This is a genomic window from Flavobacteriales bacterium (genome assembly GCA_020635395.1).
In the GTDB taxonomy this organism is placed as follows: domain Bacteria; phylum Bacteroidota; class Bacteroidia; order NS11-12g; family UBA9320; genus UBA987.
In genome coordinates this window covers 1,010,338-1,028,851 of sequence record JACJZV010000001.1, presented here as the reverse complement: position 1 = coordinate 1,028,851, position 18,514 = coordinate 1,010,338, and the positions used below count along the sequence as shown (strand labels likewise).

The 18,514-nt window shown below is 37.0% G+C and carries 17 protein-coding genes; 16 read left to right on the top strand and 1 reads right to left on the bottom strand.

Annotated features, from left to right (window positions below; translation table 11 throughout):
• Positions 1-106: 106 nt before the first annotated feature.
• The 10 genes from H6607_04325 (at position 107) to H6607_04280 (ending at position 11,226) form a co-directional block, all read left to right on the top strand.
• Complete coding sequence (locus H6607_04325) at positions 107-3,226, top strand: M1 family metallopeptidase (GenBank protein MCB9261579.1); 3,120 nt, start codon at positions 107-109, stop codon at positions 3,224-3,226.
• A 2-nt stretch (positions 3,227-3,228) separates the two neighbouring features.
• Positions 3,229-3,879 carry an ABC transporter ATP-binding protein gene (locus H6607_04320; GenBank protein MCB9261578.1) on the top strand — a complete coding sequence of 217 codons (651 nt, stop codon included), beginning with the start codon at positions 3,229-3,231 and terminating at the stop codon, positions 3,877-3,879.
• 305 nt (positions 3,880-4,184) lie between these two features.
• Entirely contained in the window at positions 4,185-4,418 is a 234-nt protein-coding gene (locus H6607_04315; GenBank protein MCB9261577.1) for a hypothetical protein, read from the top strand.
• Between the two features lie 477 nt (positions 4,419-4,895).
• Positions 4,896-5,915 (top strand): type I restriction enzyme HsdR N-terminal domain-containing protein, encoded by a 1,020-nt coding sequence (locus tag H6607_04310; GenBank protein ID MCB9261576.1) that lies wholly within the window; start codon positions 4,896-4,898, stop codon positions 5,913-5,915.
• 94 nt (positions 5,916-6,009) lie between these two features.
• A complete protein-coding gene (locus H6607_04305) occupies positions 6,010-6,630 on the top strand; it encodes a hypothetical protein (GenBank protein ID MCB9261575.1) in 621 nt (206 codons plus the stop codon).
• Between the two features lie 82 nt (positions 6,631-6,712).
• A complete protein-coding gene (locus H6607_04300; protein ID MCB9261574.1) occupies positions 6,713-7,885 on the top strand; it encodes a thioredoxin family protein in 1,173 nt (390 codons plus the stop codon).
• Positions 7,882-8,319 carry a hypothetical protein gene (locus H6607_04295; protein ID MCB9261573.1) on the top strand — a complete coding sequence of 146 codons (438 nt, stop codon included), beginning with the start codon at positions 7,882-7,884 and terminating at the stop codon, positions 8,317-8,319. Before H6607_04300 ends, H6607_04295 begins: the two co-directional genes overlap by 4 nt.
• A gap of 54 nt (positions 8,320-8,373) precedes the next feature.
• Positions 8,374-8,895 (top strand): tyrosine-protein phosphatase, encoded by a 522-nt coding sequence (locus H6607_04290; GenBank protein ID MCB9261572.1) that lies wholly within the window; start codon positions 8,374-8,376, stop codon positions 8,893-8,895.
• A 70-nt stretch (positions 8,896-8,965) separates the two neighbouring features.
• Positions 8,966-10,591: a hypothetical protein gene (locus tag H6607_04285; protein MCB9261571.1), complete on the top strand. Its 1,626-nt coding sequence runs from the start codon at positions 8,966-8,968 to the stop codon at positions 10,589-10,591.
• Between the two features lie 125 nt (positions 10,592-10,716).
• The gene (locus tag H6607_04280; GenBank protein MCB9261570.1) at positions 10,717-11,226 is read left to right on the top strand and encodes a thioredoxin family protein; all 510 of its coding nucleotides are present in this window, start codon (positions 10,717-10,719) and stop codon (positions 11,224-11,226) included.
• Positions 11,227-11,242: 16 nt separating this feature from the next.
• On the opposite strand, the gene H6607_04275 is transcribed toward H6607_04280, so the two are convergent.
• The gene (locus H6607_04275) at positions 11,243-12,109 is read right to left on the bottom strand and encodes a hydroxymethylglutaryl-CoA lyase (GenBank protein ID MCB9261569.1); all 867 of its coding nucleotides are present in this window, start codon (positions 12,107-12,109) and stop codon (positions 11,243-11,245) included.
• 58 nt (positions 12,110-12,167) lie between these two features.
• Between H6607_04275 and H6607_04270 the strand changes: the two genes are divergently transcribed.
• The 6 genes from H6607_04270 to H6607_04245 all read left to right on the top strand — a co-directional run bounded on the left by H6607_04270 (position 12,168) and on the right by H6607_04245 (position 18,514).
• A complete protein-coding gene (locus H6607_04270) occupies positions 12,168-14,306 on the top strand; it encodes a DUF349 domain-containing protein (protein MCB9261568.1) in 2,139 nt (712 codons plus the stop codon).
• 106 nt (positions 14,307-14,412) lie between these two features.
• A complete protein-coding gene (locus tag H6607_04265) occupies positions 14,413-15,093 on the top strand; it encodes a class I SAM-dependent methyltransferase (GenBank protein ID MCB9261567.1) in 681 nt (226 codons plus the stop codon).
• Between the two features lie 45 nt (positions 15,094-15,138).
• Positions 15,139-15,360 carry an antitoxin VbhA family protein gene (locus H6607_04260; GenBank protein ID MCB9261566.1) on the top strand — a complete coding sequence of 74 codons (222 nt, stop codon included), beginning with the start codon at positions 15,139-15,141 and terminating at the stop codon, positions 15,358-15,360.
• Positions 15,353-15,958, top strand: coding sequence for a Fic family protein (locus H6607_04255; protein ID MCB9261565.1), 606 nt, complete (start codon positions 15,353-15,355; stop codon positions 15,956-15,958). Before H6607_04260 ends, H6607_04255 begins: the two co-directional genes overlap by 8 nt.
• A 274-nt stretch (positions 15,959-16,232) precedes the next feature.
• A complete protein-coding gene (locus H6607_04250) occupies positions 16,233-17,492 on the top strand; it encodes a hypothetical protein (protein ID MCB9261564.1) in 1,260 nt (419 codons plus the stop codon).
• On the top strand, positions 17,489-18,514 hold the full coding sequence (locus H6607_04245) for a hypothetical protein (GenBank protein MCB9261563.1): 1,026 nt from the start codon (positions 17,489-17,491) through the stop codon (positions 18,512-18,514). Before H6607_04250 ends, H6607_04245 begins: the two co-directional genes overlap by 4 nt.

Sequence of the window (18,514 nt, the reverse complement as noted above, 5' to 3'; positions counted from 1 at the left end):
TGTTTCTTGGTTGATTTGAAAATTGGTTGTTTAAACCCCGGACAAACCAAAGTATCCCCTACTCAACTTTTTTCCGTTTCTTTGTCCGAGTTAATCTTGGATGTTAATGAAAAATTTATTTGTACTGATTTTTATTTGTCTCTCAACACTTGGCTTTAGCCAACAAAAAACTGGACAACTTATTGAATATCAAAGTTCTTCAAACCAATATTATTGGAAAAATCGAAAACCGTTTGAGGGCTATTGGCAGCAGGATGTGCATTATGTTATTGATGCTCAGATAGATGACAAGGAGGAATCTGTAACTGGACAACTGAGACTTACCTATTGGAACAATTCTCCGGATGCGTTAGACAGAGTTTATTTTCATTTGTATCAAAATGCGTTTACACCCAATTCGTACTTAACCAACATGACCAATCAGGACAAAATTCAAACAAAATTTGGTTATCATGAAGGTTTGGGCGAAGGAACTGTTATTAAATCTTTTAAAATAAACGGAAACGTGGTTTCTTATACCATAGACAACACCATTTTAATGGCCAATTTAGCCAAAAAACTTGAACCGAATCAGGGCTTAACCTTTGATATTGAATTTGTTACCTATTGGGATAAAGACGATGCCGGAAGCCTTCGCCGACGAATGAAGACCTTTCGGCACGGTGGAAAAGATGACAAGGATTTTTTGCATTTTGATGGCGTGCATTGGTATCCGCGTATCACGGTTTACGACCGAAAATTCGGTTGGACCACCGACCAACATCTTGGTAAAGAATTTTACGGCGATTATGGTGTGTATGAAGTAAACCTCACATTCCCGAACCAATACATCGTTGAGGCAACCGGAAATTTGCTGAATAAAACCGAAGTTTACACCAACGGCCTAAGAGATAAAATTGATGTAAAAAACTATAAAGATAAGCCCGTTGCATTAGCCGATGTTACCAATGCCGAAACACCGAATGGAACCACCAAAACATGGAGTTTTATGGCCATAAACGTACATGATTTTGCCTTTACAGCCGACCCAACCTACCGCATTGGAGAAGTGATGTGGAAAGGAATAAGCTGCATTGCACTTGTGCAAGAAGAACACGCCCACACGTGGCAACAATCGGCTCAATTTGTAGCCGATGTGGTAAAAACCTATTCCGAAAAAGTGGGGATGTATGCCTACCCAAAAATGATTGCTGCTGATGCCCGTGATGGCATGGAATATCCGATGTTGACTCTTGACGGTGGTAGTTTTCCGGGCCACAAAGGACTTTTGGCTCACGAAATTGGTCACAACTGGTTTTTTGGTATGGTGGGCAACAACGAAACCTATCAGGCTTCGTTGGATGAGGGCTTTACCCAATTTTTGACAGCCATGTCGCAAAAAATACTCGACAATGTTAACACTATGCCCAACTACCGCGACGACGGAACCGTTTTTTATGGATATATGTACCATGCCATAAATGAAAATTCAGCACGACTAAACATCCATTCCGACCATTTTAACTCAGCCGAGCGACACGGCGGTGGCTATGGCCAGGTTTATTACAAAACAGCCACCATGCTCTACAATCTGCAATATGTCTTGGGCGATGAATTGTTTGCCGAGGCTTTTGCCAACTATTTCGACCAATGGAAAATATGCCACCCATATTGGGAAGATTTTAGAACCTCCATCATTCAATACACAAAAGTGGACTTAAATTGGTTTTTTGATGAATGGATAGAGAATACTTCAACCATTGATTATGCAGTCAAAAACGTAAAATCGTTGGGCGAAAACAAATACGAAATAACCTTTGAACGAAAAGGTATGGAAATGCCCATTGACTTTACGGTTATTGGAAAAAATGGTTCATTAACCAATTACCATATACCCAACAACTATTTTGTTAAAAAAACGTCAGCCACGGTGTTACCTACTTGGAAAGGTTGGGATTTGATAAACAAAGAATACAAAGCCGTGGTGGAAATAGCCGACGGAATAAAGGATGTGATTATTGACCCAAGTGGCCGATTGGCTGATATAAATCAATTGAACAACAGCAAAAAATGTCCGGTAAATTCTTCACTCGATAAAATGCAATTTCAATACAGTTCATTCAGAAATTATAGACTCAGCTACCGACCTGATATATGGTGGAATGCCGTGGATGGTGTAAAAGCCGGAGTAAAATTTTCGGGTGATTATTTCTATATCAAACACAAATTTAATGCATATTCTTGGTATAATACCGGGCTTGGAGCCATTGCCGATGATTCGGTTAGAAACAATCGAGACCTGTTAAGCTACCAAATTGATTATCAAACAAGATTGTATCCCAATGTTGATTTTGCTGCAGAAAGCCGCTGGGTGGACGGTTGGCGATTTCACCGAGTAGGTGTTTCGAGATTAATGAACAAAGGCAATGTTGGATTCTCGCTGGCCAGTGCCGATAGAACCAATGCTCAATACCTTATTTATCAGGAATTTGCCAATGCCGGAATGGACAACTGGATGGAGGCGAAATTGACACGAAATTTAAAGCAAATGAAAGGAAACGGCACCCTGACCATAAAAGCTCAAGCTCCATTTTTATTCACTGATTATGCTTATTCATCTGTGTCTGCCGAATTGCTCAACAATAGAAGCATCAAAAAAATGAACCTAAAAACCCGGGTTTTTGGTCAGATGATGGACGGAAACATTGCCCCCGAAGCAATGTTGCAGCTAAGCGGAGCAAACACCTACGATTTAATGAACAGCCGCTATACCCGAAGCATTGGATGGCTAACGCAAGACCCATTGACATATAGCCGAAACGGAAACCACCTGCATCAAGGTGGAGGGTTGAACATTCGAGGATTTTCGGGTGTGCAGGCCACCAACAACAACGAAACGGATTCGTTTTATATCTACAGTGGTAGCCGTGGGTTGGCATTTAATGCCGAACTTGATTTTGGCAACTACATCAACCCAAAACTGAAAAAACTAGGACGAAAAATAAACATTAACCCCTATTTGTTTACTGATTTGGGTGTGCTTGGCAATGCTAATAATCAATACAGCGACCTAAGAATGGATGCAGGTGTTGGAGCCAATTTTGCGTTGCTTTTCAACAACAAATGGACCGCCACCAAACCACTCAACATTCGGGTTGATCTTCCATTTTTCTTAAACCGAATACCCGAGGAACAAAATGACTACCTCAAATTTAGATACGTTGTAGGCATAAACAGAGCATTTTAAGCGTGATTCGATTAAACAACATAGAAAAATATTTTGGGCAGCTAAAAGTGTTGGATGGCATTCAATTAGAAATTGCCAAAGGTGAAGTGGTGAGCATTGTGGGAGCCTCAGGAGCCGGAAAAACCACCCTGCTGCAAATTATGGGAACGTTAGACAAACCAACCTCGGGCAGTGTGCTGTTTAACGATGTGGCCGTAAACGAACTGAACGCCAAAAATCTGGCGGAATTCCGCAATCAAAACATTGGTTTTATTTTTCAGTTTCATCACCTGTTGCCCGAGTTTACAGCATTGGAAAATGTTTGTATTCCGGCCTATATTGGTAAAAAGGGAAAAGCCGAAACCGAGAAACGAGCCAAAGAATTGTTGGATTATTTGGGCTTAAACCACCGGTTTGGCCACAAACCCAATGCCCTGAGTGGTGGCGAACAACAACGGGTGGCAGTGGCACGTGCCCTAATGAACAGCCCCATGGTGGTATTGGCCGACGAACCCAGCGGCAACCTCGACACCGAAAATGCCAACGAACTGCACAAACTGTTTTTCGACCTAAGAAACGAATTTGGCCAAACCTTTGTCATTGTTACCCACAACGACCAACTTGCCGCCAGCACCGATAGAAAAGTGGTGATGAAAGATGGTAGGTTGGTGTGAGGGGTAAAAAACAGGTAGTATTTACAAAATTCAAAAGCAATGCTTCAATTTAACATTTTGGTGAAATTTGAAAATACTAACACCTTTAGCTGCCATGCCCCATTTTTCCTGGAGAGAAAATAATTTCTCGTGCTACCGAATAAAAGGAAATGGAGTAAAAAATGGAAATTTAAAAATTTGTAAATAATTGATTAGCAATGCTTAAATTTGACATTAGTCAGAATGCTTTCAATAGCTCGCAGAAACAAAAATTCTGATTAGTGCGTTATTCTGATATAGATTAATTTTGTCTTAAATAATTAGATATGAATGTTCAAACTGAAAAATTAGATTTAATTGAGTGGATTTCAAGATTGAATGACACAATGATTATTGATAAATTAATTAAAATAAAAGATGATTATTCAAAATCTAAAGACTGGTGGGATTCTCTAAAAAAAGAAGAGATTGATTCAATAAATAGAGGACTAAAAGATTTCGAAGAAGGGCGGGTTCATTCTCACGAAACGGCTCGCAAGATTTATGAAAAATACTTATAAACTCATTTGGTCGGATGAGGCTCTGAGTAATTTAAAAGGAATTATTGTAATACTCCCCAAAAATAGGACAATTCAAAAGATTAATAAATTTGAATTGGAAAATGAATAAAGAAGAATAGAGTGAATTGAAAGATGCCCTTGTTAAAGGCATGGAAATCGTTTATACACGACTTCTTGAATTTAAAAGAGAGAAAAAAGTGAATTGGTCATTATGATTAATTAAAAAATTGTTAGGATAAGACCCTGTTCGATTTTTTCCTAAAATCAAGTGCCAACGGCAAATGGAATTTGGCCAAACCTTTGTCATCGTTACCCACAACGACCAACTTGCAGCCAGCACCGACAGAAAAGTGGCGATGAAAGATGCTAGGTTGGTGTGAGGGAGAACCCATTTGCTCGTAAGAATTTTTATTTTTCACTATTGTTCTAACTACTAATTTGTTATTTTGGTCGCTCAGTTCGTTAACAGAAAAATATATGGCTAACATTCAACAAATTGTAAAAGAACTCAAAAAATCATTGTCAAACTTTGACCTTAATAAGGCAATTGAAATCTCTGACAATGAAGCAAAAACCAGAATGTACCTTGTTGAACCATTTTTTGAAGCACTTCGATTCAATAGGGGTTTTGAAAATGGAAACTTAGTTCCTGAATTTGACGCTGATTTTGCAACTCTTAAAGGTAAAAAAGTCGATTATGCTATTTTGTTCAGAAATAAACCCGAAATCATCATAGAGGTAAAAAAATGTAATACAAGATTGAATGATAAACATCTTGCTCAATTGAATGAATATTTCAATAACACGAATGACTCAAAAATTGGCATACTCACAAATGGTGTCCAATTTGACTTTTATTGTCGAAACAATAACGGCGGTTCTGGACTGCACCCTACATCATTTTACTCATTTAGTTGGGAGAACATTGAGGGTAGCCAAATTGAAAAACTAGCTGAATTTTATGCTACATCTATTGACACAAAACTAATTATTGATAATGCCCAAGATTCATTTTTTATGGAGGGCTTTGAAGAGGCACTTTTCAAGGAACTTGCGAACCCTTCAAAGGAGTTTACAAAGGCAATTTTTGCACACATGAATGGGAATCGAATGACCGAAAATATTGAAAAACAAATCCGAGAGTTAATAAATTCCGTATCGATAAAATCCGCACTTGACAAATTGATTTTAGAAGAATCGACTAGAGCAAATTCCGGTATTATAACAACGGAGGAGGAATTAAAAGTATTCCATGTCATTAAGACCATTTTAGCTCAGCATAAACGAATTGATACAAATTCCGTTGGTTACCGTGATTTTAAAGGGAAATTTTCTATCTTGATTGACGACAATTTGAAGAAAAAGATTTGTGATCTCTACATTACTCCGACTAATCAAAAGATTGATATCGATGGGAACAAAATTGACATTACGGACATAGATAGTATAGTTAAACTGAAAAAATCGTTAATTGACAAGGCATTAACCTACATGTGAAAAGAAAATTAATGCTCAGCTACTCGTCCACTGTTGATGATAGATCGTACCTCCTACCCCATATTTCAACTTAGAAAGTTGGACAAAAAATTCAATGCTAAAGGACGTATTCATAAATCTGTTAAAAAACTACACATCCGACAATGGGCTGATAGATGAATTATGGACAGAAATGGAGGAGCAACATGCTAACCCCAAAAGGCATTACCACACATTGCAGCACCTCGAAAATTTATTTATACAACTGACCAAAGTAAAAAACGACATACAAGATTGGGATACTGTGTTGTTTACATTGTTTTACCATGATGCTATATACCTCGCCACAAAATCAGATAACGAAGAAAAAAGTGCTGAACTTGCAGAAAAACGACTATCGCACATTGGTGTTTCAAGAGACAAAATAGAACGCTGCAAACAACAAATTTTGGCAACCAAATCGCATATATTCTCGGAAGAAGATGACACAAATTTCTTTACGGATGCCGACCTTTCGGTGCTGGGACAAGATTGGGACACTTATGCCAACTATTTTAAAAATGTGCGGAAAGAATATGCCATTTACCCCAACTTTATCTATAAAAAAGGTCGTAAAAAAGTGTTAAACCATTTTTTGACAATGGACAGAATTTATAAGACCGACTTTTTTTACAAAACCTATGAAACTCAAGCAAAACGGAATATTTCAAAAGAGTTGACGCTTTTAGAGATGTAATCAGCAATTACCATTTTTTTGAGAGCCGCAATTCTTGAACGAACCGAAATCGATTATTCAAACATTTTCATACATTCGTCCTATGAAAAAAACAATCTATGGAATTTTATTGCTGGTGCTGGGCATCAGCGTAAAAGCTCAAAATAACCACAGCTTTTTTATTGACCAAGACTGGGAAAAAGCCCGAGATTTGGCCAAAGAATCAAATAAAATTTTGATCGTTGATTTTTATACCGAGTGGTGTGGTTGGTGCAAAGTGATGGATAAAAACACCTTTTCAGATAGCACGGTTCTCGCTGCCTTAAACAAAGATTTTGTTGGTTTAAAATTAGATGCAGAAAAGGGAATTGGAGTGGATGTGGCCATGAAATATGGGGTTTCCGGCTATCCCACCATTGGTTACTTTTACCCTTCGGGCAAACCCATTGCCATTTGGTCTGGCTATTGTGAGCCGGCGGTATTCTTGCAGAATTTAGATTCTATTAAATCTAGGGCTATATCGGGTATCGACTTCTACCCAGGCGTTAGTTCAAATTTGAATCTTGATTTTCCAGACTTTTTTCTAAAAGCAAATGGAAAAAATGGAAAACGAAAATATCCGGATGAAAAAACACTCACAAAATGGCTTTCAAAAAATGATGTGATGAACGAAGTAGGGTTTCGTGTTTTTCAACGTTTTAGTTTTTTGCTAAACGATAGTATGCAAAATCTTTTTACATCATTAATGCCTGAATATAACAAACAGTTTGCTACGGAGGAGGTCTATTCGGTGGGCAGAGATTTAATATTTATGCAATTGAACAAAGCTACAAGTGCAAACGATACTGCACTGTTTAATGAAATATTACATAAAGCTCCTTTATATTGCGAACCGGGCAAGTCGGAAGATTTGAAAGCCGATCTACGATTTCAATACTACCAGGACACAAAGGATTATGCCCATTTGGTTCCTATGGTTGAGGAACGTTTTGGTGAGCAAAGCGAGGGTGAGCGGTATTTGCTGAATAATATTGCATGGGAATTGGTTGAAAATTGCTCAGACAAAGCACTTTTGGAACGAGCCGCCAAATGGATGGCTAAGGTTATTGTGGCCGAACCCAAATACAATTATATCGATACGTATGCTTGGTTGCTGTACAAAACCAATAAGTTGGAATTGGCCAAAGAAGTTGCCGAACGTGCCATAAATGTGGCCAAAAACGAAGGAAAAAATGCCGCTGAGACAGAGAAACTACTTGAATTGCTTAAACAATGATGAGCAAACACAAGGATCTAATTTCCGCAACAGACGATTTTTTTAAAACCTACTGGAACTGTAAAAATGAAGTTCTACCGGATTGGTCAAAACATTGGGTGTTTGTAAACTCTGTGCCTAATCATGAAAAAAGAGGATGTTATGCACTTCTGGAAAATGATGAAATCATTTATGTCGGCTCTGCACTGGGCTCTGGATATCGAAATTACAAAGGAAATGGCTTAGGTTTTCGTTTAAAAAGATATTATATGGTTGATAAAAATAATAAATCAACTCAACGAAAATATATGCCAACGGAAGATTGGTCGAATCTCACCTCAATTGTCACAATCGGATTTCCTGATGAGCATTACCATCTTGCCGCTGCTTTGGAAATTTATCTAATTACAAAACTAAACCCACGTAGAAATAAGCTTCATCGAAACGATGAATGACGGAGTTAAAAAACATCTCTTTTGTGCTTGATATATTCCCTACCTTCGCCCTCAATGAAATTCCTTTTTATTATTTGGATTGGTTTTTTGGTGAGCTTCAAACCTCACTCTTTTTCCCAAAGTTCTACGCATTTTAAGAATTTGCATCAGCTAAATGATTCTATTTTTCGGTCGGAGCAGCCCTCTAAAAAAGGATTTAAAGAATTGGAAAAACTGGGTATTCAAACCATTTTAAACCTCCGAAATAATAAGAAAGATAAAACCTCGAAAAGCTCCAATCTGCGGCTGGAACATATAGAGATAAAACCAACAGAAGTGACCTATGCAGATGTGGTATCGGCATTAAAAATTATAAAAACCGCACCAAAACCGCTGCTTGTTCACTGCTATTATGGCTCTGATAGAACAGGGGTAATTGTGGCCACCTACCGCATGGCTTTGTGCGATTGGGAAAGGGAAGATGCCATAGATGAATTTAGAAAAACCGAGTACGGCTATCATGAAAAAAGACTGCCCCAGTTGCTTACCTTTTTGCAGAACCTTGATATTGAGAAACTTAATGCCGATTTGAAATAAAAAAATAATTTTCACCCAACGGGTTACTTTTTCGTTTCGTCAAGTATAAAGAAACGTTAAAAGTAAAGCTATGAATTCTATTCTCAACATTCGGTTTAAATCAATCTTTGCCCTTTTGGTTTTTTATTTTATGAGCTTTTCGGCTTTTGGCCAATTGGGTGCCATACGCATCGAAACGGAAAAGTTCAAACTCTCTGAGGCCGCCAACTTTCATTACATTCCGATGGACTTTAACCATTCCGACATTGACAAAAAGGTTTTGGGGTTAGATGCTTCAAAGGTGGTAAGTGTCTCTCTTGTTTATACCCAATTCAAATTGTCTGAGCGGTTTGATCAATTAGCTTTAAATCAGGCGAGAATTGATGAGCTTTTTAAATATGTACCGCAGCTTAAATCAAACAAAAGCATTAAATGGTATTTGGTGGCACAAACAGGCTGCAACACACCGGGCGACTGCCGAGGTTTTTTTCATGGTTTTGAGATAAAAACCATGTCGGAAGATGATTTAAAAAAGGATTTTAGCGAAAAAACACTGACCACCTATTATAAAAATTTATACTCCGGAAAAACCACCGACTCGCACGTGCTAGATTCGCTTATTGAAACTGGAAAAAGTTCGATTATTCGGGTATGCGACACCACCTATCGGTCGGTTGAAAATCCCAAAAACAGGGTTGGAAAAATGCTGGGTAGAAATAAGAAATCGAAGCAAAATTTCATTAAAAACCTCAACAAAAAAGGGTTTAAGGAAGATGAACTTATATTTTGGGTAGATGCAAAAGGAAAAATGCAAGTCACCAATGATATGGATGATGAAGGCATTCTCAAATCCTTAAAATCGGGTTTTCGGTTTACCTCCTCTCGCTATCAGGGAGAGAAATCGGCCACCCAATACACGTTAAAATTTAGCATTCGAAACGGGAAAATTAAATCATTTACTACCCTCGCTTTACCCATTGATAGCAACCGAAAAGCAATAGAAAATTTTCAATATTCCACCAGCACCGAGCAGGTAATTAATTGTTCGTATGTTGACACTTCTGTAAAATTGGGTACAACGTTCTTATACGAAAATGTGGTTACTAAAGTATTGGATAGAAACAAGGATTGGAGCAATTGTGTGGTTGCCACCGACGTTACCGGCAGCATGTCGCCATACATCGGTCAATTTTTGGCTTGGCATCAACTCCATCTCAAATCGAGCAGCAAAAACACCGATTTCGTCTTTTTTAATGATGGCGACAATATGGCTGATTATTTAAAAATAACGGGCGAAGTAGGGGGATTGTATTACATAAAAACCAACAATTACACCACGTTAGAAAAAACATTGAATAAAGCTCAAACAGCCGGATGCGGCGGCGATGGCCCAGAAAACAACATTGAAGCAGGAATCTATGGCCTGGAGGTAAAACCGGATGCCAAAGGTATTATTATGATAGCCGACAACTATGCCACACCCCGCGATTTAGAATTGTTAAGTCAAATAAAAGTACCCATACACGTAATAGTGTGCGGTGCACAAAATGGCGTGAATTTAGAATATCTAAATATGATTCGTGAAAACGGCGGAAGTCTTCACACCATTGAAGAAGACATAACAAACCTGGCAAAACTTACAGAGGGCGAGGTAATTACGATTTTAGGAACCAAATACAAAGTTACATTGGGCAAATTGGTGCCGGCAATCAGTTAGGGTAAAATGGGGCTGTCTCGTCTTTTCAGATGGCCCTATTTATTTTTACAAAAAAACATACAAACTTTTTGAGGCGTGTATAACCCACAAAATCAAATGCCGCAAGAAGCGGCCAACTTTGTTGTATGAAATTTCGATTTTTAATTTTCTTATTCCTTGTGGGCATTTCTTCTGCAAAGGCACAAATCAACTTTGTTTCGGGCACATACGAAGAAGCCTTGGCCAAAGCATCTGCCGAAGGCAAATTGTTGTTCATTGATTTTAGGGCAGATTGGTGCAAACCTTGTTTAGAAATGGAAAAAACCACGTTTCAGGATGTGGATTTAGGAAATTATATGGCTGACAATTTTATTTCCTACAAGGTAGATGTTGACTATTTTGACGGTATGGATTTGCAGGAAAAGTTCAATGCCTCTGTGTTGCCCACCCTATTGGTTATAGACCCGATTGACGAAGCTGTTCAACTCAGATTAATTGGTCTAAAAACGAAATCGGAATTAGAAACCGAACTCAAAAAACTTCGAAACGAACCCATTGTTGTGGTGGAACCTACACCTACCGAAACTGAACCAGCCGAAAATCCGTCAAAGCGAAAGTGCTTTCTTCGCCGATGGTTGGATAAAATTACGGAGTAGGTATCTTTCAGACAAATTATTCAAAGATAGTTCCGGCCAAAACCGCTGATTTTGCAAAATTTTTGAGGTCGAGATTATGGTCAATGTTGTTTTCGTCAAAAAACTGAACCAAATTTTCCGTTGGCATATTTCCCACCAATTTGTCCTCGGCCATGGGGCAACCGCCAAATCCCTTCAAAGCCCCGTCAAACCTACGGCAGCCATGTTGCCAAGCGGTTTCCACCTTTTCTTTCCAATTGTCTTTTCGTGTGTGAAAATGTGCCCCAAACTCGCTGTTTTTAAAACTCTTATTCAGTTTTTCAAACACTGCCTTAATTTTTGCAGCATCCGACACACCTACTGTATCACTTATAGAGAATGAATCAACACCAATTTCTTCAATTTTCCCCACCCAATCTTCCACAATATCCGCATTCCAATCATCGCCATAATTGTTGCCAAACCCCATCGAAATGTATATTACCACTTCCTTTTCATGCTTTTTGCTTTGGTCAACCAAATATTTTACCACGTCCAAACTTTCTGTAATGGATTGATTGGTATTGCGTTGCTGAAAGGTTTCAGAAATAGAAAAAGGAAATCCTAAATAATTGACTTTTAGGTGTTTAACCGCATCGTCTATGCCTCGTTTGTTTGCCACAATTACCGAAAGTTTTGTTTCAGAATCGTTGAGATTATCCAAAACTTCGATGGTATCACGCATTTGAGGAATTACTTTTGGCGACACAAAACTGCCGCAATCAATCGTGTGATAGCCCACCTTTAAAAGACTATTTAGGTAATCAATTTTTGTTTGGGTAGGCACAAACCAATGCAACCCCTGCATGGCATCGCGAGGACATTCAATTATTTTAACGTTCATATTACTCTTTGATGCTTGCATTTCGAGTCAAAAGTACCATTTTTGCCGCTTTTAAACGAAAAATAAGAATTATAAACGTATGTCTCAAGAAGAGATTTCTAAAAATGAGGTTGAGATGGAAAACAATAGTTCCAACGAGAACCTACCTACCCCGCACAATACAAAAATGGAAAACGAAAACACACATTCAGAAGCAAATGAAACTCCGGTTTCTGAAGCTCCGGTTACAACCGACGAAACAACCAACCTAACAAATGAACACGTTCAGCAAGAAACTCCTCAAGCAACCACCGAGGAAGTAGTTGAGACTGTTGCACAACAAGAAACTTTTGAAGCTGTTTCAACCGAAATTGTAAATAACAACGAAGAAGACGATGGTTTGGAAGACGATTCAAACGTGGACGACGAATCGGAGGAAGAATCAACATCAGACGAGGACGACACACACGCCCACATAGATTTTGAGGTCTTAAACAAAGACCAATTGCTCGATTTGGCTATCGAGGCAAATCAAAAAATGACTGCTCGCGAGGCTTTGGCAAGATTGCGTCAAATCAGACCCATCTTTAATGACATATTGCGAGCCGAAAAAAGAGAAGCACTACACAAGTTTGTAGAAGAAGGTAACGACCCCGAAACCTTTGAATATGACGACACCAACTACCGCGAACGGTTTAAAAATGCTTTCAATTTGGCCAAAAATGCCCGAATGGAAGAAATAAACCGTATTGAAAAAGAAAAACTAAACAACCTAAAACGCAAAGAAGAGCTGTTACAACGTTTGCGTGAAATAACCGACTCGGACGAGACCGAAAAAAGTTTAGACGCGGTTAAAGAAATTCAACAAGAGTGGAGAACCATTCGTGTGTTGCCAGTTGACAAAGTGCAAGAAACGTGGGATAATTATCACTTTTTGTTGGATAAATTTTACGACAATCACTCCATAAACATTGAGTTGAAAGAGCTTGACCGCAAGAAAAATCTTGAGGTTAAAATTGAACTCTGCAAAAAAGTGGATGAGCTAAGTGCCGAAAATTCATTGAAAAGAAGTTTTATACTTTTAAATAAATATCAGGAAGAATTTAAAAACACAGGCCCGGTTCCGAGAGAGTTTAACCAAGAAATTTGGGATAGATTTAGAGCCGCATGCGATAAAGTTTATGAGCAAAAAAGGGCTGTTTTTGAAGCATTAGAAGCCGACAGACAGAAAAATCTGGAACTAAAAAGTGTATTGGTTGAGAAAGCCGAAATGATTACTCAACTGCTGCCAAAAAAAGGAAAAGACTGGAAACAGAAAACGGAAGAACTCGATGGGTTGATGACCGAATGGAAAAAAATTGGTCAAGTGCCGAGGGCTCAAAGCGACGAAGTTTGGAAAAAATTCAGAAAATCGTTTAACACTTTTTATGACGAGAAAAGCAATTTCTTCAAGCAATTGATGAAAGATCGAAAAGCCAATCTTGTGATAAAAGAAGATATATGCAAACGGGCAGAAGAGTTAAAAGACAGTGATGACCTAAACTTTGCCACCAACGAATTGAAAAAACTTCAACGAGAATGGCAAGAAGTTGGGCCTGTATCCGAAAAAATATCAAATGCCATTTGGAAGAGATTCAGAACTGCCTGCGATTTTGTATTCAGCAAAAAAGAAGAAGAATTTAAAAATAGAAAAGGCATTGAAACCGAAAATCTAACCAAAAAGAAGGAGGTTATTGTCAAATTAGAAGCCTTACTAAACGATGGCAACTCTGAATCTATTTTGGATGATTTAAAAGCTCTACAAAAAGAGTGGAACGGCATTGGTTTTGTGCCAATGAAAAACAAAAAAGAGGTAGAAGACAGCTACAGAAAGGCCTCTGATGCCGTGTTTAACAAGTTTAAACTCGACAAAAAGTCAGTTAAACAAACGCAAATAAAAGAGCATTATCAAAACCTATCGCAAATGCCTGCCGGCAAAAGCAAATTGGACGACGAGGCTCAAAAAATTCAAAAGAAAATCCGGTTTTTGGACAGCGAAATCATTACGCTTGAAAACAATATGGAGTTTTTTGGCCGTTCAAAAGGTTCGCAAAAACTAAAAGAAGAAATTGCTTCAAAAATTGAAAAAACAAAAGAGCAATTGGGCAGATTGAGAGCAGAATTAAAGGTTATTAAAAACCTAAAAAATCCGCCAAAAGAAAAAGAAGTTGTTTTAGAAACCAGCGAAACAGCCGAATAAAATGCAACAACCTTATGGTTTGTTGACACGCATTTTCCTGTTTCTTAAACACATCTGCATGGCCAAAACATGGCGTAGTGTGCATAGCCCGATGGTTTTTGCATTGATGCAGAACATACACAAAAACTCGCTTCCAAAATCAAGATTTACGAAGGTAGAAGCCTTACGAAAGCAACTTTTGACCAATCAACAAATACTTCGGTTTGTCGATTTTGGCAACAACAAAAAAATGGTCGAAAAAACGGTTTCGGATATTGCCCGAAATTCGGCCAAAAACCCAAAACTATGCAGCACATTAGCCGAAATTGTAGCATTTGTAAATCCACAAACCGCCATTGAGCTTGGCACATCGCTAGGCATTAGTTTGGCCTTCCAGCAATTGGCGGCCCCCAACTGTCGGTTTGTGAGCCATGAGGGCGGAGCGGAAGTGGCAGAGTTTGCAAAGTCAAATTTGAAAGAGTTGGGTTTGAATCCCTGCATCAAAATTGGCTCGTTTGAAAAATCATTGCCCGAAACCCTTCAAAAACTGCAAACAATTGATTTTGCTTTTATTGACGGGCATCATCAACAACAGCCAACGCTGGATTATTTTAATCAAATATACCAGCACCTTTCGCCCAACGGCGTAGTGGTTTTTGACGACATCTACTGGTCGGAGGGCATGAAACTAGCCTGGGAAAAAATATGCCAAGACTCACGAGTTTCTATCAGCATTGATTTGTTTCACTTAGGCATTGTTTTTATCAGAAAGGGTGTGGAGAAACAGCATTTCCTGTTGAGGATTTGAGGTAGATATTTTGTAAATTTGAATAGAATTAAAAATCGGAAAGATATGTTTAATACCCTAGAAATAGACCGAAATAACCTAACAATAATGGGTGTAAAATTTTCGGATTTAAAGACGCTTGAAAGCACTGCAAATGCCTTGGGCAGCAATATGTTTGAAGGTTTTAAACCAACTCCAAAGGGTGTTGAAATAATCCGGGACTACGTGACAGGAAAAATATCTCTAACAGAGTTTGTGGCATTGGCCAAACAAAAAGTGTATGTCTAATTCATACAAATATATAGACCCTGACTATACCTATACCGACCCCAAAACTGGGCTTTTACGCAATTTACCCAACATAACAGACCCTGAAGTATTGCTTTTTGTTGAGAGTGGTACAGTCACCAAACGTCTGCAAGAACTTTATGAAAACCCGATAAAAATTAACGGAATTGACAGCCTTTTTGAAATCCACAAATACTTGTTTCAAGACATCTATGTTTGGGCAGGTAAAAAACGTAAGGTCGAAATAAGTAAAGATGGCAAACAGTTTTTCCCTACGTCACATTTTGACAAGGCATTTAGACACATTGATCAGTTAATTGCTGAGTTTGAAAAAATTTCGAAGGATAATGAAAAACTTTTAGCCGAAAAGTTGGCCGAAATACTCGACAACATCAACTATTTACACCCATTTAGAGAAGGCAACGGACGAGCACAAAGAGAGTTTTTGAGACTATTGGCATTGGAAAAAGGTTTCGTTCTAAACCTAAACCCTCCCGACAATGAGACCGTTTACGAAAAATATATGAAAGGGACAATTGAGAGTGACGTTAATACACTGACGGAATTACTTTATGAGCTACTTGTCACAAACATTTGAATAAATTAAAGACCTAATTTCCGGTTGAGGATTTGAGGGGAGTATTTTATATTTGAGACCTTGGAGGTGAACTTATCAGGTTGGCAACATATTCTGCAAAATGTTAAATATACTGAATCGATGTTCATAATTCATATAAATTAAACAATGTAAAAAACCGTTGGTCAAAAAAGTACATTTGAAATATAAACTTGCAAAGTATACCCAAAACTTTGGTTCAGCATTTGGAAAAAACTTTCAGCAATAAGGTTAATTAGGCATAAATAAAATAGAAATGAATACCCCAATACCAATTATATACAAGGAGAAAAGCCTTACTCCCTTTGTCTTCTATACCGAATTCCTTCTAGAAGTAGCACATTTTTACTCTGAGCATAAAAATAACAACAACTCTTTAGAGTTCAAATTAATTGAAGGTAATGATTTAGAATACTCAAAAAAAAGGTACTACATAGACCCAATTACCTTACCATTGTTACTTAGCCTTTTTCAACAGCTAAGAAATTTTCATAAAAACCCGATTAAACTTCATTTGTCCAATACACCAATTACAATTGATGTTTTAGAATATTTATACCGTTCTCAATTTTTCTACATAACAGGAAGTAACGTCAATCCTAATTTTCCACTTGGTCGAAATATTTTAGATTTTGATGATGTTTATTTAGGCGGATTTAAAGGAAAAGTAATTAGAACAGAACATAAATTAAGATGTTACTCGCTTAATGATGATAATTTAAAAGTAAGATTATCAAATATTACAGATGGTGAGCCTGCACAAAGAGATTCATTAGTTGAGTTTTACACCTACAAGGTTAAAGAACATTTTTATGATTTATTGTTTGAAAATGAAACAACTAGTCATTTAACATCCGAATTTATCGAAATACTAGCTGAGCTCATAACAAATGGTGTTTTACATTCAAAATCAGATGCATTTGTTTTAATGTTTTCAGATAAGTTTAAAACAAAATTTTCAATTTCAGACAATGGTATTGGACTTTATGAGTCTTTAAAAAACAAAAAGGATACAGGTGAATTCTACGAAAAATTTGAACTCCTTAAATCTTTATCGAATTCCTTTCCATTAAAGATTGATGATAATATCAAAAATTCTGCATTAATTCTATTTGAAACGCTTTATTACTCAATGCTAAAAGACAGACAAGGTCTTTTTGATTTGATGTGTAATGTAGTACTTGACTGTAGTGGTTATTTTAGACTACATACTGATAATGCTCAAATAATTGTTTCGGCAAGAATGCTGACCGAATTGCAAAATCTTTACGAAACTAGAATGCAAATATTAAGCACTAACCACTCCTTAATGTTTGGAAAAATCAAATCCGAAGAATTTAAAGAAAAATTGACCAATCTAAAAGGAATATGCAAAAAGCAAATCACAGAGCTTGCAACATCAATATTTAGGAAATATTCAGAAGACACAAGGTTTTCTGCATTAAGAATATTTGAAGTTCGTTTTAGAGGAGTTCATATTGAGGTTGAAATTCCTAATTCAATTGAAAAATTATGATAATCTCTAAAATAAAAATATCGAACTGTTTGTATTATCATTTACACGCTGAGCAAACGATAACATCTGCTTTTGTTGATAATGGTAATATCGGGATTTCCGAACAATTGGTTAATGAAACGACATTAATTAAAATTATAGAGGATTATAGCAAAGAGGTTGAAGATAAGCCGGAAGTTGTGGTTTTAAACTTTGAAAATATTAATGCAATTCAAAATAACCAACTATCAAAAATTAGTGACTTAAAAAGCTTAAACACAAATCTTGTACTGATAAATGTCAAAAAAGAACTAATCAAGGAGTTGAATCTACTTAGCTTATTTAACAATGAGAATAATATTATTGATGAGGATAATAATTATTTAGTATTCAACTGTTTTGAGACTGGTAAATTTCAAGTTTCTTATTCAACTCAAGAAATTTTCAAAATACATTTTTTAAATTTATTAAAAGAGAAACACATCAAACAATTGGAAGGTGAAGAGAAATATCACTCTTCATCATCTGTATATCTCTCTAAATGGATAAATATAAAAAAGTTCATCAGCATTGATAAAGAATTTTTCTTGTATGCAATTTATAATTTAGCTGTAAAGACTTATCAAAAATGGTTTAAAAGCTTAATCCCATTGGATAATGAAAATAAACCAATTTTAGTGTGCCAAAATCTTAATAGCTCTTACATTACTTCAATTCTTTCAACTTTATTAAGGACAGATATTGTTATACTAGACCAAATCGGCCCAATAAACAAAATGTATAGCACACTTGATAGTAAAATTGAAACCAATAAAAAATACATTGTTGTTTCTGATTTAGTTTGTCTTGGAACAGAAATTAAAATTGCAAAAAGTCTTATAGAGTTTTTAGGTGGCAAATATCTAGGTAATGTTTCAATTGTTAGAATCCAAACAATTGACCCTGTTTACCGAAGTTTTGAAGATGCCGAGTGTGTATTTGTTGTAGATAAGGAAAGTAACAAAGAAATAGGTTATAAAATTTCAACAGCACTAGATATATAA

Coding starts and splice junctions, on each gene's coding strand:
- H6607_04325 (MCB9261579.1), top strand. CDS start 107: ATGAAAAATTTATTTGTACTGATTTTTATTTGTCTCTCAACACTTGGC.
- H6607_04295 (MCB9261573.1), top strand. CDS start 7,882: ATGATGAGCAAACACAAGGATCTAATTTCCGCAACAGACGATTTTTTT.
- H6607_04260 (MCB9261566.1), top strand. CDS start 15,139: ATGTTTAATACCCTAGAAATAGACCGAAATAACCTAACAATAATGGGT.
- H6607_04285 (MCB9261571.1), top strand. CDS start 8,966: ATGAATTCTATTCTCAACATTCGGTTTAAATCAATCTTTGCCCTTTTG.
- H6607_04280 (MCB9261570.1), top strand. CDS start 10,717: ATGAAATTTCGATTTTTAATTTTCTTATTCCTTGTGGGCATTTCTTCT.
- H6607_04300 (MCB9261574.1), top strand. CDS start 6,713: ATGAAAAAAACAATCTATGGAATTTTATTGCTGGTGCTGGGCATCAGC.
- H6607_04265 (MCB9261567.1), top strand. CDS start 14,413: ATGCAGAACATACACAAAAACTCGCTTCCAAAATCAAGATTTACGAAG.
- H6607_04315 (MCB9261577.1), top strand. CDS start 4,185: ATGAATGTTCAAACTGAAAAATTAGATTTAATTGAGTGGATTTCAAGA.
- H6607_04305 (MCB9261575.1), top strand. CDS start 6,010: ATGCTAAAGGACGTATTCATAAATCTGTTAAAAAACTACACATCCGAC.
- H6607_04290 (MCB9261572.1), top strand. CDS start 8,374: ATGAAATTCCTTTTTATTATTTGGATTGGTTTTTTGGTGAGCTTCAAA.
- H6607_04250 (MCB9261564.1), top strand. CDS start 16,233: ATGAATACCCCAATACCAATTATATACAAGGAGAAAAGCCTTACTCCC.
- H6607_04270 (MCB9261568.1), top strand. CDS start 12,168: ATGTCTCAAGAAGAGATTTCTAAAAATGAGGTTGAGATGGAAAACAAT.
- H6607_04255 (MCB9261565.1), top strand. CDS start 15,353: ATGTCTAATTCATACAAATATATAGACCCTGACTATACCTATACCGAC.
- H6607_04275 (MCB9261569.1), bottom strand. CDS start 12,109: ATGCAAGCATCAAAGAGTAATATGAACGTTAAAATAATTGAATGTCCT.
- H6607_04245 (MCB9261563.1), top strand. CDS start 17,489: ATGATAATCTCTAAAATAAAAATATCGAACTGTTTGTATTATCATTTA.
- H6607_04310 (MCB9261576.1), top strand. CDS start 4,896: ATGGCTAACATTCAACAAATTGTAAAAGAACTCAAAAAATCATTGTCA.